Genomic DNA, 13,926 nt, shown 5'->3' with positions numbered 1-13,926 from the left:
CAACGCGGCTATTCGACCCCGATGAGCAGCGGCGCCGAGTAGCGGCCGCCGCGGTAGGTGACGGTGTCGACGGCCAGGTGCCCGTGCTGGACGTACGCCTCCAGGCGCGCGGCGAGCGCGTCGGGGACCTCCGGTCCGAGGACGAGGGTGACGAGTTCACCGCCGGAGCCGAGCATCCGCGCCAGGACGGCCTCCGCGGTCTCCGGCAGGCCGGTTCCGATGACGGCGATGTCGCCGTCGATGAGGCCGAGCACGTCCCCGGCCTGGCAGATGCCGGCGGAGGTGAAGGACCGCCGTTCGGCGACGGCCAGCTCCCCGTAGCGGGTGGCGCCCGCGGCCGCCGTCATGGCCACCACGTCCTCGTCGAAGGTGGCGTCCGGGTCGTGCACGGCGAGGGCGGCCAGGCCCTGGACCGCCGAGCGGGCGGGGATCACGGCCACGCGCACGCCGTCGGCCCGGGCCTCCTCGGCCGCCGCGGCGGCCGCCGCGCGCCACTCGGTGCCGCTGGGGAGCACCACCACCTCGCGGGCGTGGGCCCGCCGGATCGCGTCGGCGAGTTCGGCGACCGCCGGTGCCTCCCCGGGCCGGGCCAGGACGGTGGTCGCGCCCGCGTCCGCGCAGAGGCCGGCCAGCCCCTCGCCGGGGACCACGGCGACCACGGCCCGCTGGGCGCGCTCGGTCCGGGCGCGGCGCCGCTCGTCGCCGAAGTGGGTGATGCGGATGCGGTAGGGCCGCCCGGCGACCACTCCGGCCTCCACGGCCGCCCCGGGGTCGTCGACGTGGACGTGGACGTTCCACAGCCCCTCGCCGCCGACCACGACCAGCGAGTCGCCCAGTCCGTCGAGCCGGGCCCGCAGGGTCGCCACTGCGGCTTCGGTGGCCTCCAGCAGGTAGATCACCTCGTACCCGGGCCCGCCCAGCTCCGTCGCCTCGCAGGGCTGCGGCGGCTGCGGTACGGGCACGGCCCGGCCCCGCACCGGCTCCGGGGCGGGCTCCTGGCCGGACAGGGCCTGCCACAGCGCCCCGAGTACGGCGACCACCCCGCAGCCCCCGGCGTCGACCACGCCGGCCCGGCCGAGCGCGGCCAGCTGTCCCGGGGTCTCGGCCAGGGCGGCGCGGGCCCCGTCGTAGGCGGCCCGGGCCACGTCGGCGGCGGTCCCCGCGGCGGCCCCGGCGGCCCGCGCCGCGGCGGTGGCGACGGTGAGCATGGTGCCCTCGACCGGGTGCGCGACGGCCTGGTACGCCTCTTCCGCGGCCCGGGCCAGGGCCTGCGCGAGCATCGGGCCCGGTGCCCGGCCCCCCGGTTCGGTGCCGAGTACGTCGGCCACCCCGCGCAGCAGCTGCGCGAGGATCGTCCCGGAGTTGCCCCGGGCGCCTATGAGGGCGCCGTGCGCGTAGGCCCGTACGGCTTCGGGGAGCGAGGGGGCGGGCGTGGCCGGGGTCACCTCCTCGAAGGCGGCGGCCAGCTCGCGGTCGGCGGACTCGGCGGTGAGGTAGAGGTTGGTGCCGGTGTCGGCGTCCGCGACGGGGTAGACGTTGATGGCGTCGATGTCCTCGCGGGCCCGGTCCAGGGCGGCCAGGGCCAGCGAACTCCAGGTGCGCACCGCTTCGGCGTCGAGCTCGTCGGCGGGCTGCAGCTGCGGCTCGTGCGGCACCGGGCGTTCCTCCTTGTGCGGGCCAGGGTTCACCGCAGGGTAACGAAGGCCGGCCGCCCGGGACGGGGCCGGCGGAGCCCATGGTAGTTTTCTTGGACGGGCGCAGTCGTTGTATGCTGCTCCGGTTGCCCGATGAGAGTCGGGCCATTTCCCCCGGCAAACCACTTCGGATCTCTGATTCCGGTGCGCCGGATTCACTGTAAGTGCATCTGAAGTCTTTGGAGTGACCTGTGGCTGCCAACTGCGACGTTTGCGCCAAGGGGCCGAGCTTCGGCAACAACATCTCCCACTCGCACCGCCGCACCTCGCGTCGCTGGAACCCGAACATCCAGCGCGTCCGTGCCGTGGTCAATGGGACGCCGAAGCGCCTCAACGCCTGCACCTCGTGCATCAAGGCCGGCAAGGTCTCGCGCTGACGCCTCTCGTCGTCGTAGCGCAGCCCTTTCCGGTTGCCAAGAAGGCCGGTCCACCTCGTGGGCCGGCCTTTTGCCTTGCCCCGCGCGGAGGGGGCGGGGCCGGTGGAGTCACCGGCCCCGCCCCCTCCGCCGTTTCCGGGCCCCTGCTTCAGGCCGGGTCCTGGGCCCGCCACCGCCAGGCGTGGTCCACCGGGCCGATGCCCGCGCCGAGGGCGAAGCCGGCCGCGATGGCACCGGTGACGTACTCCTTGGCCGCCGTGACGGCGGCGGGCACGTCCAGGCCCCGGGCGAGGCCCGCCGCGACGGCGCTGGCCAGGGTGCATCCCGTGCCGTGGGTGTGCCGGTTGTCGTAGCGGGGCGCGCGCAGCCAGTGTTCCGCGGCGCCGTCGGTCAGCAGGTCCACGGCCTGGTCGCCGGGCGCCGCCAGGTGGCCGCCCTTGATCAGGGCCCAGCGGGGTCCGAAGCCGAGGACCGCGTCGGCGGCCCGCCGCATGTCGTCCTCGTTCCCGACCACGACCCCGGTGAGCTGCGCCACCTCGTCGAGGTTCGGGGTCGCGACCGTGGCCCGGGGCAGCAGCTCCTCCCGTACGGCGTCCAGCGCGGAGGCGGCGAGCAGCGCGTCGCCGTGCTTGGAGACGCCCACCGGGTCGACGACCGCCGGGGCCGCGGTGCCGGCGAGGAGCTCGGCCACCGTCTCCACGAGGACCGCCGAGGACAGCATCCCGGTCTTGACCGCCTGCACCCCGATGTCGTCCACCACGGCCCGGTACTGGGCCCTGACGGCTTCGGCGGGCAGTTCCCAGGCCCCCTGCACGCCGAGCGAGTTCTGGGCGGTCACGGCGGTGACGACGCTCATCCCGTGCACGCCGAGCGCCAGCATCGTCTTGAGGTCGGCCTGGATGCCGGCGCCGCCCCCGGAGTCGGATCCGGCGACGGTCAGGCACAGCGGCGGACGGTTCACCGCAGGGGCTCCTCGGCGGCCGGGTCGGCGCCGAAGTGGTCCCAGCCGCCGGTGCTGGTCCAGGGGGCGCCGTCGACGGTCACCTGGGGCAGCGCGGAGCGGTTCTGCACCTCGCCGATGACCTTCCAGCGGGCGGGCAGCTTCACGTCGGGCGGGAAGGTCGCCACGATGGCGTGGTCCTCGCCGCCCGTGAGCACCCACTGGAGCGGGTCGACTCCGACGGCCTGGCCGATGTCGTACATCTGGCTCGGGATGTCGACGGCCGCCGAGCGCAGGTCGATCCGTACCTTGCTGGCCTCGGCGATGTGCCCGAGGTCGGCGACGAGGCCGTCACTGACGTCGGTCATGGCGGTGGCGCCGAGTCCGGCGGCGGCGGGGCCCGCGTGGTAGGGCGGTTCGGGGCGCCGGTGGGCCTCCACGAAGGCCCGCGGGGAGCGGAAGCCGCGCGAGAGCACGGCGAAACCGGCCGCGGACCAGCCCAGCCATCCGGTGACGGCCACCACGTCGCCGGGCCGGGCGCCGGAGCGCAGCACCGGTTCGTGGTTGCGCAGGTCGCCGAGGGCGGTGATGGCGACGGTGATGGTGTCACCGCGTACGACGTCGCCGCCGACCACGGCCGCGCCGGCCACCTGGCACTCGTCGCGGATGCCGTCCATCAGCTCGGTGGGCCAGGTCACCGGCAGTTCCGCCGGTACGACGAGGCCGAGCAGGAGCGCGGTCGGCACCGCGCCCATGGCGGCGATGTCGGCGAGGTTCTGGGCGGCGGCCTTGCGGCCGACGTCGTACGCCGTGGACCAGTCGCGCCGGAAGTGCCGGCCTTCCAGCAGGATGTCCGTACTCGCCACGACCCGCCGGTCGGGGGCCGACACCACCGCGGCGTCGTCCCCGGGTCCGAGCCGGACCGCCGGGGTGGTGGTGAGCCGTGAGGTGAGCTCCCGAATGAGCCCGAACTCCCCCAGCTCGCCCACAGTGCCCTTCATCGCTGTGCCCCTTCTTGCCCAGTCCGCTTGCGGTCGCGAGCCGTCACAGCTCTGGGTACCGTCAACAGATACGTCAACTTCTGCTCCATGTGCGCCCCGCCGTGCGCGGTGCCGGGCTCGCGGGTCTCCCCGCGGCGCTCGGCGACGCGGTACCGTGGCGTCCCTTCTTCCCCGGGCCCACCCGCAGTTCCAGGGCCCATCCGAAGGTTAGGGGAAATGATCCTCGTGGCCGCCCTGGAGGTTCCGTGGTACAGGCGTACATCCTTATCCAGACCGAGGTGGGCAAGGCGTCGTCCGTCGCCGAGTCCATCGGCCAGATCGCGGGGGTGATCCAAGCCGAGGACGTCACGGGCCCGTACGACGTGATCGTGCGCGCCCAGGCCGACACCGTCGACGATCTCGGCCGCATGGTGGTCGCCAAGGTCCAGCAGGTGGAGGGGATCACCCGCACCTTGACCTGCCCGGTCGTCCATCTGTAGCCCCGTCTAGTCTTGGCCGGTGATGTCTGTCCACCACCGGCCGCTGCGTCTGCTGGCCCTGCCCGCCTGTACCGCCCTGCTGGCCCTCGCGGGCTGCGCCCCGGGCGGTTCCCGGGCCCGGCTGGACCCACCGCCCACGCCGCCCGCCGATGTCGCGGGACTCTGTGCGGCACTGCACAAGGAGCTCCCGGACACGGTGGCCGGCCTGGAGCGGACCGGCACCACACCCGAGTCGCCGCTGACCGCCGCGTGGGGCGGCTCGGCGATCGTACTGCGGTGCGGTATCCCCAAGCCCCCGAAGATGGCCGATCCGAATGCGGACGGCGTCGACGTCAACGGGGTGGGCTGGCTGGTGGAGCAGGTGCCCGACGGCGAGGGCGGCGGTTACCGGTTCACGACCGGGCTGCGGCTGGCGTACACCGAGGTCCGGGTGGACAAGGAGCACGCCACCGACGCGCAGATGCTGGTCGGGCTGTCCGCGGCGATCGCCAAGACCGTTCCCGAGGGCATCTCCTCCTACTGAGGGGCCGCCCGGCCCCGTTTCCACGAGGACCGCCCGCCGGAGTTCCGGCGGGCGGTCCTTTCGTGCGTGCGGCCTCGGCGGGCTCAGCGCAGTCCGGTGGAGCGGCGCAGGGCGGCCTGGATCAGCAGGTCGACCAGCTCCGGGTACTCGACGCCCGACTCCTGCCACATGCGCGGGTACATGGAGATGGGGGTGAAGCCCGGCATGGTGTTGATCTCGTTGATGACGAAGGTGCCGTCCTCGGTGAGGAAGAAGTCGGCGCGCACCAGGCCCTCGCACGAAGCGGCCTCGAAGGCCTCGACGGCGAGCCGCTGCACCTCGGCGGTCTGCTCGGGGGTGAGCGGGGCGGGCACGATCCCGGAGGCCGAGTCGATGTACTTCGCCTCGAAGTCGTAGAAGTCGTGGCTGGACACCGGGGGGATCTCGGCCGGGGCGCTCGCGCGGGGGCCGTCCTCGAATTCCAGCACGCCGCACTCGATCTCGCGGCCGCGCAGCAGCGCCTCCACGATGATCTTCGGGTCGTGGCGCTGGGCCTCGGCGACGGCGGCGTCCAGGGCGGAGGCGTCGTCGACCTTGGTGATGCCGATGGAGGACCCGGCCCGGGCGGGCTTGATGAACAGCGGCCAGCCGTGCTCGGCGGCGAAGTCCAGGATCTTGCCGCGGGCGGCGTCCGGGTCGGCCCACTCGCGGGGGCGGACGGTCACGTACGGGCCGACGTTCAGCCCGAAGGAGGTGAACACCCGCTTCATGTAGTCCTTGTCCTGGCCGACGGCCGAGGCGAGGACGCCCGAACCGACGTACGGGACGCCGGCGAGTTCCAGCAGCCCCTGGAGGGTGCCGTCCTCGCCGTACGGGCCGTGCAGCACGGGGAAGACGACGTCGACCTCGCCCAGGGCCTTGGGAACGGCGCCCGGCTCGGTGTAGACGACCTCGCGGTTGGCGGGGTCGACGGACAGGACGACGGCGCCCTCCTCGGAGTCCGCGAGCTCGTCGACGTTCGGGAGCTTCCGGTCGGCGATGGCCATCCGGGCGGGCTCGTCGGCGGTCAGCGCCCACCGGCCGTCCGTGGTGATGCCGATGGGCAGCACCTCGTACTTGGACCGGTCGATGGAGCGCAGCACGGCGCCCGCGGTGACGACCGAGATGGCGTGTTCCGAGCTGCGGCCGCCGAACACGACGGCCACGCGGGGCTTGCGGCCCTGCTGCTCAGGGGTCTGGGGGAGGTTCTCGCTGCTCATATCGCCACGAGAGTACCCGCTCGCACGTCCGGAAAGGACTCAGCGGCGTTCCGGTTTGGCGCTGCGGCCCATGAGTTCCTTCAGTGCGACCAGCGTGGGCTTGCCGTGGTGCACGATGTCGACGACCGTCTCGGTGATCGGCATGTCCACTCCGTGCCGGTGGGCCAGATCTGCCACCGACTGGCATGACTTGACCCCTTCCGCGGTCTGCTTGGTGACCGCGATGGTCTCCTCCAGGGTCATCCCGCGGCCGAGGTTGGTGCCGAAGGTGTGGTTGCGGGAGAGCGGCGAGGAGCAGGTGGCGACCAGGTCGCCGAGGCCCGCGAGGCCGGAGAAGGTGAGCGGGTCCGCGCCCATGGCCAGGCCGAGGCGGGTGGTCTCGGCGAGGCCCCGGGTGATGAGCGAGCCCTTGGTGTTGTCGCCCAGGCCCATGCCGTCCGCGATGCCGACGGCGAGGCCGATGACGTTCTTGACGGCTCCGCCGAGCTCGCAGCCGACGACGTCGGTGTTGGTGTACGGGCGGAAGTACGGGGTGTGGCAGGCGGCCTGGAGGCGCTGGGCGACGCCCTCGTCCACGCAGGCGACCACGGAGGCGGCGGGCTGGCGGGCGGCGATCTCACGGGCCAGGTTGGGACCGGTGACGACGGCGACGCGCTCGGCCGAGACGCCGGCGACCTCGGCGATGACCTCGCTCATCCGCTCGCAGGTGCCGAGTTCGATGCCCTTCATCAGGGAGACCAGCACGGTGTCGGGGGCCAGCAGCGGCGCCCACGCGGCCAGGTTGCCGCGCAGGGTCTGGGAGGGGATGGCGAGGACCGTGAAGCCGGCCCCGTCGGCGGCTTCGGCCGCGTCCGTGGTGGCCCGGATGTTCGCGGGGAGTTCGACGCCGGGCAGGTAGTCCGGGTTGGTCCGGCCGGTGTTGACGGCGTCGGCCAGCTCCTTGCGGCGGCCCCAGAGGGTCACCTCGCAGCCGGCGTCGGCGAGGACCATGGCGAACGCCGTGCCCCAGGAGCCGGTTCCGTAGACGGCCGCCTTCACGGGACGTGTCACTTGATGCCCTCCCCCGCGGCCTTGCGCCGCTGCTCCGCCCTGGCCTTGCGGTGGTCGTACGGCTGCTCGGGCGCCTTCTCGCCGCGCAGCTCCTCCAGCAGCCCGGTGACGGCCGCCATGATGGCCTCGGTGGCAGCCTTGAGCACGTCGGGGGTGGGTTCCCGGTCGTAGAACTCGGAGAGGTCCACGGGCGGTCCGGCGAGCACCTGGAGGGTCTTGCGGGGGAACAGGCTGACCTTGTTCTCCTTGGCGTAGGGCGGCATCGCGAGGTTCGCGCCCCACTGGGCCACCGGGATGACGGGCGCCTTGGTCACCAGCGCCACCCGCGCCACGCCGGTCTTGCCGGCCATGGGCCACATCGCCGGGTCCCGGGTCAGGGTGCCCTCCGGGTAAAAGGCCACGCATTCCCCGCGTTCGATGGCGGCGACGGCCGCCCGGAACGCGTCCAGGGCGTTGGTGGTCTCGCGGTAGACGGGGATCTGGCCCGAGCCGCGCAGGATCATGCCGACGAAAGGCACCTTGAACAGGCCCGCCTTCGCGAGCAGCCGCGGCACCCGGCCGGTGTTGTACTGGAAGTGCGCGTAGGACAGCGGGTCCAGGTACGAGTTGTGATTGACGGCGGTGATAAAACCGCCGTCGGCCGGAATGTGGTGCATTCCCCGCCAGTCCCGCTTGAAGAGCACTACCAGCGGCGGTTTCGCGATGACCGCCGCCAGGCGGTACCAGAAGCCGATTCTGCGGCGGGACACTCGGACACCTTCCTCTAGGACCGGGGCACGGCGTGGGCACCTCACGGGCCGGACAAGTGTCGCCCCAGGTCCGGTCTCTGTCGAGAACACCGTACGCCCCGCCCGGACCGCGGGGCCCACCCGTGCCCGGGCGGAGGGGACAATGGGCCCGGTGATGACCGGGCCGTGACCTGAACACGGCCGGAACGCGTGCGGGGGCGCACCGGAGGGAAGGGGGCCGTGACGAACGCCGTCTGGACTCTGGTGATCCCCTTGAAGCCGCTGGCACTGGCCAAGAGCCGGCTGGCGGCGGCCGTCGGCGGCTCCCGCCCGGGGCTCGCACTGGCCTTCGCCCAGGACACCGTGGCGGGGGCGCTGGCCTGCGCGGCGGTGGCGGATGTGGTGGTCGTCACGGATGACGCCGCGGCGGGTGCGGAACTGGCGCGGCTGGGGGCGCGGATCGTCCCGGACGCGCCGGGGGCGGGCCTCAACGCGGCGCTGGCCCACGGGGCCCGGGCCGTACGGTCGGGCCGGCCCGGGTCGGCGGTGGCCGCGCTGAACGCGGACCTGCCCGCGCTGCGGCCGCCCGAATTGCTACGCGTGCTCGATACCGCTTCGGCATTTCCGCGGGCTTTTCTGGCCGATGCGGCGGGAATCGGGACGACCCTGCTTTCCGCTGCTCCGGACGTGGAATTGGCGCCCTCGTTCGGCGGCCCGTCACGGGCCAGGCATTCGGCGTCCGGGGCCGTGGAAATCGCCCTGACCGGCGTCGACAGCGTCCGCCGGGACGTGGACACGGGCGCCGATCTGCGTACGGCCCTCGCCCTCGGGGTGGGCCCGCACACGGCCCGATACAGTGCCGGTATGCAGGCGACCGCGTACACGTACGACTCCCAGACCCGCAGCGGCAGTGTGCTGCTGGACGACGGCACCCCGGTGCCCTTCGAGGCCGCGGCGTTCGACGCGGGCGGCCTGCGGCTGCTGCGTCCCGGGCAGCGCGTGCGGATCGAGACGGAGGGCTCCGGCGCGGAGCTGCGCATCACCCTGGTCACCCTGCAGACCTTCTGACGGGGCCTGCCCGGCCGGCGTACCCCTCCCACCTGCGGGGACCCGCCGCGTGAACGCACCGCGGGCCGGCTTCCCCGCCGTGGGGAAGCCGGCCCGGCGTGTGTGACTCGTGCCCCGGTTACTTCTTGCGGGCGGTGGTCTTCTTCGCGGTGGTCTTGCGCGCCGTCGTCTTCTTGGCGGGCGCGGTGGTCTTCGCGGTGGTCTTCTTGGCCGCCGGAGCCGTCTTCTTGGCCGTGGACGTGGCCTTCTTGGCGGTGGTCTTCTTCGCCGCGGCGGTGGAGGGACCCGCCGCCGTCTTCTTCGCGGCGGTGGTCTTCTTGGCGGCCGCGGTCGTCTTCTTGCTGACGGCCTTCTTGGTGGCGGCGGCGGTGGTGGTCTTCCGCGCGGAGGTCGACTTGGCCGCCGTCTTCTTCGCGGTGGCCTTCTTGCCGACGGCCTTGGCGATGATGGGCGGCGCGCCCGAAAGGCTGCCCTTGGGCGCCTTCTTGACGGCGACCTCTCCGCCCTTGGGGAGCTTCTTGGTGCCGCTGACCAGGTCCTTGAAGCCCTGGCCCGCACGGAACCGGGGAACCGAGGTCTTCTTGACCCGGACGCGCTCACCCGTCTGCGGGTTACGGGCGTAGCGGGCCGGACGGTCGACCTTCTCGAACGAGCCGAAGCCGGTGACCGAGACCCGGTCGCCCGCGACGACCGCGCGGACCATGGCGTCCAGTACCGCGTCGACCGCGTCCGCGGCCTGCTGGCGGCCGCCGAGCTTGTCGGCAATCGCTTCTACGAGCTGCGCCTTGTTCACGTCTTCCCCTTCGGAGACTTCGCCAGAACGAATGTGTTCAAGCTTATTTCGCACGTTAGGCGGATATATACCGCAAATCAAACACGAAACGGGCTAATCACCCTAGTGCCGCAACGTTGTAAGCCGTTACGGAGTTCCTTCGCATCAGTCGCCTTCAGGGAATCGACCCTCGTCGAGGTCCTTCATCAACCTGTCCAGGCGCCTTGCCGCATCGGCGAGATCGTGCTTCGCCGCGGCCGTGACGACCAACAGCTTCCGGGACAGCGCCATCCTTACGCCCTCCGGGACTTGCAGCGTGCGCACCCTTGCGTGTGCTTCTTTCAATCGGTTCGCGACCACTTCGTAGAGCTCAAGTTGACTGTCGCGTTCCATGCACAGATTGTGCCATCTGGGGCGAGTTGTCGCCTCACGGGGCCTCAACACACGGCTGTGCCCCCCGCCGGAAGGCGGAGGGCACAGTGTGGGCGATGTGATCACCCGAGGGCGAATAAGTGCTGATCAGGCTGGAATCACGAGCGAATCGTGCGCGGCTTGAAGGCGGGCCGGGTGCTTTCGTACGTGGCGATGTCCGCTTCGTTCTGAAGGGTGAGGGAGATGTCGTCCAGACCCTCCAGCAGACGCCAGCGGGCGTTGTCGTCCAGTTCGAACTCCGCCTCGACGCCTTCGGCTCGGACCTTGCGGTCCACCAGGTCGACCGTGATCTCCGCGGTGGGGTCCGCCTCGGTCAGCTGCCACAGCCGCTCGACGGTCTCCTGCGGCAGCACCACGGTCAGCAGACCGTTCTTCAGCGAGTTGCCGCGGAAGATGTCGGCGAAGCGCGAGGAGATGACGGTCTTGAAGCCGAAGTTCTGCAGGGCCCAGACGGCGTGCTCGCGCGAGGAGCCGGTGCCGAAGTCGGGGCCGGCGACCAGCACGGTCGCGCCGGCCCGCTCCGGACGGTTGGTGACGAACTCCGGGTCCTTGCGCCAGGCCTCGAAGAGCCCGTCCTCGAACCCGTCGCGGGTGATCTTCTTCAGCCAGTGGGCCGGGATGATCTGGTCGGTGTCGACGTTGCTGCGGCGCAGCGGGACGGCCCGGCCGGTGTGGGTGGTGAAAGCTTCCATGATTCAGACTCCGGCGGGGGCGGTGACGTCGGACAGGTCGGCGGGCGAGGCCAGGTGGCCCAGTACCGCGGTCGCGGCGGCCACCTGCGGGGAGACCAGGTGGGTGCGCCCGCCCTTGCCCTGACGGCCCTCGAAGTTGCGGTTGGAGGTGGACGCGGAGCGCTCACCGGGAGCCAGTTGGTCGGGGTTCATGCCCAGGCACATCGAGCAGCCCGCGTGCCGCCATTCGGCCCCGGCCTCCTTGAAGACCTTGTCCAGCCCCTCCGCCACGGCCTGGAGCGCGACCCGGACGGAACCCGGGACGACCAGCATCCGTACGCCGTCGGCGACTTTGCGGCCCTCTACGATGCCCGCCACGGCGCGCAGGTCCTCGATCCGGCCGTTGGTGCAGGAACCTACGAAGACGGTGTCGACCTTGATGTCGCGCAGCGGCTGCCCGGCCGTCAACCCCATGTACTCCAGGGCCTTTTCGGCGGCGAGGCGCTCCGAAGCGTCCTCGTACGAAGCCGGGTCGGGGACGCTGGCCGACAGGGGAGCGCCCTGGCCCGGGTTGGTGCCCCAGGTGACGAACGGGGACAGCGCGGCGCCGTCGATGACGACCTCGGCGTCGAAGACGGCGTCGTCGTCGGTGCGCAGCGTCTTCCAGTAGGCGACCGCCGCGTCCCAGTCCTCGCCCTCGGGGGCGTGGTCGCGGCCCTGGAGGTAGTCGAAGGTGGTCTGGTCGGGGGCGATCATGCCCGCGCGGGCGCCGGCCTCGATCGACATGTTGCAGATGGTCATGCGGGCTTCCATCGACAGCTTCTCGATGGCCTCGCCGCGGTATTCCAGGATGTAGCCCTGGCCGCCGCCGGTGCCGATCTTGGCGATGATCGCCAGGATGAGGTCCTTGGCGGTGACGCCCTCGGCCAGCGCGCCGGTGACGGTGATCGCCATCGTCTTGGGGCGGGCCAGCGGCAGCGTCTGGGTCGCCAGCACGTGCTCGACCTGGCTGGTGCCGATGCCGAAGGCCAGCGCGCCGAAGGCGCCGTGCGTGGAGGTGTGCGAGTCGCCGCAGACCACGGTGGTGCCGGGCTGGGTCAGTCCCAGCTGCGGTCCCACCACGTGGACGACACCCTGCTCGACGTCGCCCAGCGAGTGCAGGCGGACCTCGAACTCGGCGCAGTTGCGGCGCAGCGTCTCCAGCTGGGCCCGGGAGACCGGGTCCGCGATCGGCTTGTCGATGTCGATGGTGGGGGTGTTGTGGTCCTCGGTCGCGATGGTGAGGTCCAGGCGACGGACCTTGCGGCCGGCCTGACGCAGGCCCTCGAAGGCCTGGGGGCTGGTCACCTCGTGCAGCAGGTGCAGATCGATGAAGAGGAGATCGGGCTCGCCCTCGGCGCGCCGGACGACATGGTCGTCCCAGACCTTCTCCGCGAGTGTCCTACCCATCGCTTTCCCTCCGGCCGGCCGGTTGTGCCGGCGCTTCATAGAGATTTCGTGCGCCTGTACCGCCCGTACCCCACGTCCCGGACGACGGCTCGGACCCAGTGGTTCGTGGACCCGCACATACAGACTCGCTGGTTCTTGGAAAAATTGAACTTGCGTTTCACAGTGTGAGACGTGAATATCGTTTCATGGACAACTCTAGCGGCGTCGGCGTTCTCGACAAGGCAGCTCTGGTACTGAGCGCACTGGAGTCCGGTCCGGCCACCCTCGCCGGGCTGGTCGCGGCGACAGGGCTCGCACGACCCACGGCACATCGCCTTGCCGTGGCACTGGAACACCACCGGATGGTGGCGAGGGACATGCAGGGCCGGTTCATCCTCGGTCCGCGGCTGGCAGAGCTTGCCGCCGCGGCCGGCGAGGACCGCCTGCTGGCCACGGCCGGACCGGTGCTCACCCACCTCCGCGACGTGACGGGCGAGAGCGCGCAGCTCTACCGGCGTCAGGGCGACATGCGCATCTGCGTGGCCGCGGCCGAGCGGCTGTCGGGCCTGCGGGACACCGTCCCGGTGGGCTCCACGCTCCCGATGAAGGCCGGCTCGGCCGCGCAGATCCTGATGGCCTGGGAGGAGCCCGAGCGGCTCCACCGCGGGCTACAGGGCGCGCGCTTCACGGCGACCGCCCTGTCGGGCGTACGGCGCCGCGGCTGGGCCCAGTCGATCGGCGAGCGGGAGCCCGGCGTGGCCTCCGTCTCGGCGCCGGTGCGCGGGCCGTCGAACCGGGTGGTGGCCGCGGTGTCGGTCTCCGGCCCGATCGAGCGCCTGACCCGGCATCCCGGACGGATGCACGCCCAGGCGGTCATCGACGCCGCCGGCCGGCTGACCGAGGCCCTGCGCCGCACCGGCTGACCCCGCCCCACCCTTCCCCCCGCCCCCTCCGGGCCCGGGAGCGCGTACGACGCCGCACACGTCCGAACACGCGCCTCCGGGCCCGTACTTCTGTCCGCGCCCGGCTCCGGCTCGCGGTCCGGACATGACGAAGAGGCCCTCCGCGATGATCGCGGAGGGCCTCTCCCACCTGTACCCCCGACCGGATTCGAACCGGCGCTACCGCCTTGAGAGGGCGGCGTGCTAGGCCGCTACACAACGGGGGCAAAGCACTGCGTTACTGCTGCACTGCGCTGGGCTACCAGGACTCGAACCTAGAATAAGGGAACCAGAAACCCTCGTGTTGCCAATTACACTATAGCCCATAGTGGTCTAGACCATGCTAGACATAGTACCCCCGACCGGATTCGAACCGGCGCTACCGCCTTGAGAGGGCGGCGTGCTAGGCCGCTACACAACGGGGGCCCTAGCGATCCTGCATCAAGACGTCCGGGAGCTACCCAAGTGGAGGTCTTGCGGGAAGGATCTGTACCCCCGACCGGATTCGAACCGGCGCTACCGCCTTGAGAGGGCGGCGTGCTAGGCCGCTACACAACGGGGGCAAAGCACTGCGTTACTGCTGC

Annotated in this window: 14 protein-coding genes, 4 tRNA genes and 1 pseudogene; 5 read left to right on the top strand and 14 right to left on the bottom strand. The window is 71.8% G+C overall.

All coding sequences use genetic code 11. From position 1 onward, the window contains the following. Positions 1–8 precede the first annotated feature (8 nt). The gene (locus ACZ4M3_RS30645) at positions 9–1,655 is read right to left on the bottom strand and encodes a DAK2 domain-containing protein (protein WP_467738117.1); all 1,647 of its coding nucleotides are present in this window, start codon (positions 1,653–1,655) and stop codon (positions 9–11) included. Between the two features lie 230 nt (positions 1,656–1,885). Here ACZ4M3_RS30645 and rpmB point away from each other — a divergent pair, with 230 nt between their 5' ends. After that, positions 1,886–2,071 carry a 50S ribosomal protein L28 gene (gene rpmB, locus ACZ4M3_RS30640; RefSeq protein WP_007266795.1) on the top strand — a complete coding sequence of 62 codons (186 nt, stop codon included), beginning with the start codon at positions 1,886–1,888 and terminating at the stop codon, positions 2,069–2,071. Positions 2,072–2,219: 148 nt separating this feature from the next. On the opposite strand, the gene thiD is transcribed toward rpmB, so the two are convergent. Then, on the bottom strand, positions 2,220–3,032 hold the full coding sequence (gene thiD, locus ACZ4M3_RS30635; RefSeq protein ID WP_467738115.1) for a bifunctional hydroxymethylpyrimidine kinase/phosphomethylpyrimidine kinase: 813 nt from the start codon (positions 3,030–3,032) through the stop codon (positions 2,220–2,222). Then, positions 3,029–4,012: a thiamine-phosphate kinase gene (locus ACZ4M3_RS30630; protein ID WP_467738113.1), complete on the bottom strand. Its 984-nt coding sequence runs from the start codon at positions 4,010–4,012 to the stop codon at positions 3,029–3,031. Before ACZ4M3_RS30630 ends, thiD begins: the two co-directional genes overlap by 4 nt. Positions 4,013–4,257: 245 nt before the next feature. On the opposite strand from ACZ4M3_RS30630, the gene ACZ4M3_RS30625 reads away from it, so the two are divergent. Both ACZ4M3_RS30625 and ACZ4M3_RS30620 read left to right on the top strand, forming a co-directional pair. Beyond that, positions 4,258–4,491, top strand: a complete 234-nt coding sequence (locus ACZ4M3_RS30625) for an Lrp/AsnC ligand binding domain-containing protein (protein WP_453357185.1) — start codon at positions 4,258–4,260, stop codon at positions 4,489–4,491. A 22-nt stretch (positions 4,492–4,513) separates the two neighbouring features. Next, the gene (locus ACZ4M3_RS30620) at positions 4,514–5,014 is read left to right on the top strand and encodes a DUF3515 domain-containing protein (protein WP_467738322.1); all 501 of its coding nucleotides are present in this window, start codon (positions 4,514–4,516) and stop codon (positions 5,012–5,014) included. An 83-nt stretch (positions 5,015–5,097) separates the two neighbouring features. On the opposite strand, the gene ACZ4M3_RS30615 is transcribed toward ACZ4M3_RS30620, so the two are convergent. From ACZ4M3_RS30615 to ACZ4M3_RS30605, 3 genes are read right to left on the bottom strand one after another with little or no spacing between them, the layout of a single operon-like run. Next, complete coding sequence (locus ACZ4M3_RS30615) at positions 5,098–6,252, bottom strand: D-alanine--D-alanine ligase family protein (protein ID WP_453356493.1); 1,155 nt, start codon at positions 6,250–6,252, stop codon at positions 5,098–5,100. Between the two features lie 39 nt (positions 6,253–6,291). Next, positions 6,292–7,302 (bottom strand): NAD(P)H-dependent glycerol-3-phosphate dehydrogenase, encoded by a 1,011-nt coding sequence (locus tag ACZ4M3_RS30610; RefSeq protein WP_467738111.1) that lies wholly within the window; start codon positions 7,300–7,302, stop codon positions 6,292–6,294. Next, positions 7,299–8,051, bottom strand: coding sequence for a lysophospholipid acyltransferase family protein (locus tag ACZ4M3_RS30605; RefSeq protein ID WP_467738109.1), 753 nt, complete (start codon positions 8,049–8,051; stop codon positions 7,299–7,301). The genes ACZ4M3_RS30610 and ACZ4M3_RS30605 overlap by 4 nt, the downstream gene beginning before the upstream one ends. A 219-nt stretch (positions 8,052–8,270) precedes the next feature. Between ACZ4M3_RS30605 and cofC the strand changes: the two are divergent. Further along, positions 8,271–8,897 (top strand): annotated as a pseudogene (cofC, locus tag ACZ4M3_RS30600) (2-phospho-L-lactate guanylyltransferase); the annotation flags it as partial. A gap of 319 nt (positions 8,898–9,216) precedes the next feature. Here the strand turns inward: cofC and ACZ4M3_RS30595 are convergent. The 4 genes from ACZ4M3_RS30595 to leuC all read right to left on the bottom strand — a co-directional run bounded on the left by ACZ4M3_RS30595 (position 9,217) and on the right by leuC (position 12,422). Continuing rightward, positions 9,217–9,891 (bottom strand): HU family DNA-binding protein, encoded by a 675-nt coding sequence (locus tag ACZ4M3_RS30595; RefSeq protein ID WP_467738107.1) that lies wholly within the window; start codon positions 9,889–9,891, stop codon positions 9,217–9,219. Between the two features lie 144 nt (positions 9,892–10,035). Further along, a complete protein-coding gene (locus ACZ4M3_RS30590; RefSeq protein ID WP_136213320.1) occupies positions 10,036–10,263 on the bottom strand; it encodes an SCO5555 family protein in 228 nt (75 codons plus the stop codon). A 137-nt stretch (positions 10,264–10,400) separates the two neighbouring features. Further along, positions 10,401–10,994 (bottom strand): 3-isopropylmalate dehydratase small subunit, encoded by a 594-nt coding sequence (leuD, locus tag ACZ4M3_RS30585; protein ID WP_467738105.1) that lies wholly within the window; start codon positions 10,992–10,994, stop codon positions 10,401–10,403. Between the two features lie 3 nt (positions 10,995–10,997). Continuing rightward, on the bottom strand, positions 10,998–12,422 hold the full coding sequence (gene leuC, locus ACZ4M3_RS30580; RefSeq protein WP_467738103.1) for a 3-isopropylmalate dehydratase large subunit: 1,425 nt from the start codon (positions 12,420–12,422) through the stop codon (positions 10,998–11,000). Between the two features lie 185 nt (positions 12,423–12,607). On the opposite strand from leuC, the gene ndgR reads away from it, so the two are divergent. Beyond that, entirely contained in the window at positions 12,608–13,324 is a 717-nt protein-coding gene (ndgR, locus tag ACZ4M3_RS30575) for an IclR family transcriptional regulator NdgR (protein ID WP_467738101.1), read from the top strand. Between the two features lie 172 nt (positions 13,325–13,496). Here ndgR and ACZ4M3_RS30570 read toward each other — a convergent pair. The 4 genes from ACZ4M3_RS30570 to ACZ4M3_RS30555 form a co-directional block, all read right to left on the bottom strand. After that, a tRNA-Glu gene (locus tag ACZ4M3_RS30570) sits at positions 13,497–13,569 on the bottom strand. Positions 13,570–13,596: 27 nt separating this feature from the next. Beyond that, positions 13,597–13,668 (bottom strand) — tRNA-Gln (locus ACZ4M3_RS30565). Positions 13,669–13,695: 27 nt separating this feature from the next. Beyond that, positions 13,696–13,768: transfer RNA gene (locus tag ACZ4M3_RS30560), tRNA-Glu, on the bottom strand. Between the two features lie 64 nt (positions 13,769–13,832). Next, positions 13,833–13,905: transfer RNA gene (locus ACZ4M3_RS30555), tRNA-Glu, on the bottom strand. Between the last annotated feature and the right edge of the window lie 21 nt (positions 13,906–13,926).

It is taken from the genome of Streptomyces sp. NPDC026522 (assembly GCF_055567555.1).
This window is presented reverse-complemented; position numbering and strand designations above follow the sequence as displayed.

Excerpts from the sequence above, each read along its gene's own strand:
- ACZ4M3_RS30630 (WP_467738113.1), bottom strand. The coding sequence starts at position 4,012 with ATGAAGGGCACTGTGGGCGAGCTGGGGGAGTTCGGGCTCATTCGGGAG.
- ACZ4M3_RS30620 (WP_467738322.1), top strand. The coding sequence starts at position 4,514 with ATGTCTGTCCACCACCGGCCGCTGCGTCTGCTGGCCCTGCCCGCCTGT.
- ACZ4M3_RS30615 (WP_453356493.1), bottom strand. The coding sequence starts at position 6,252 with ATGAGCAGCGAGAACCTCCCCCAGACCCCTGAGCAGCAGGGCCGCAAG.
- ACZ4M3_RS30590 (WP_136213320.1), bottom strand. The coding sequence starts at position 10,263 with ATGGAACGCGACAGTCAACTTGAGCTCTACGAAGTGGTCGCGAACCGA.
- leuD (WP_467738105.1), bottom strand. The coding sequence starts at position 10,994 with ATGGAAGCTTTCACCACCCACACCGGCCGGGCCGTCCCGCTGCGCCGC.
- leuC (WP_467738103.1), bottom strand. The coding sequence starts at position 12,422 with ATGGGTAGGACACTCGCGGAGAAGGTCTGGGACGACCATGTCGTCCGG.
- ndgR (WP_467738101.1), top strand. The coding sequence starts at position 12,608 with ATGGACAACTCTAGCGGCGTCGGCGTTCTCGACAAGGCAGCTCTGGTA.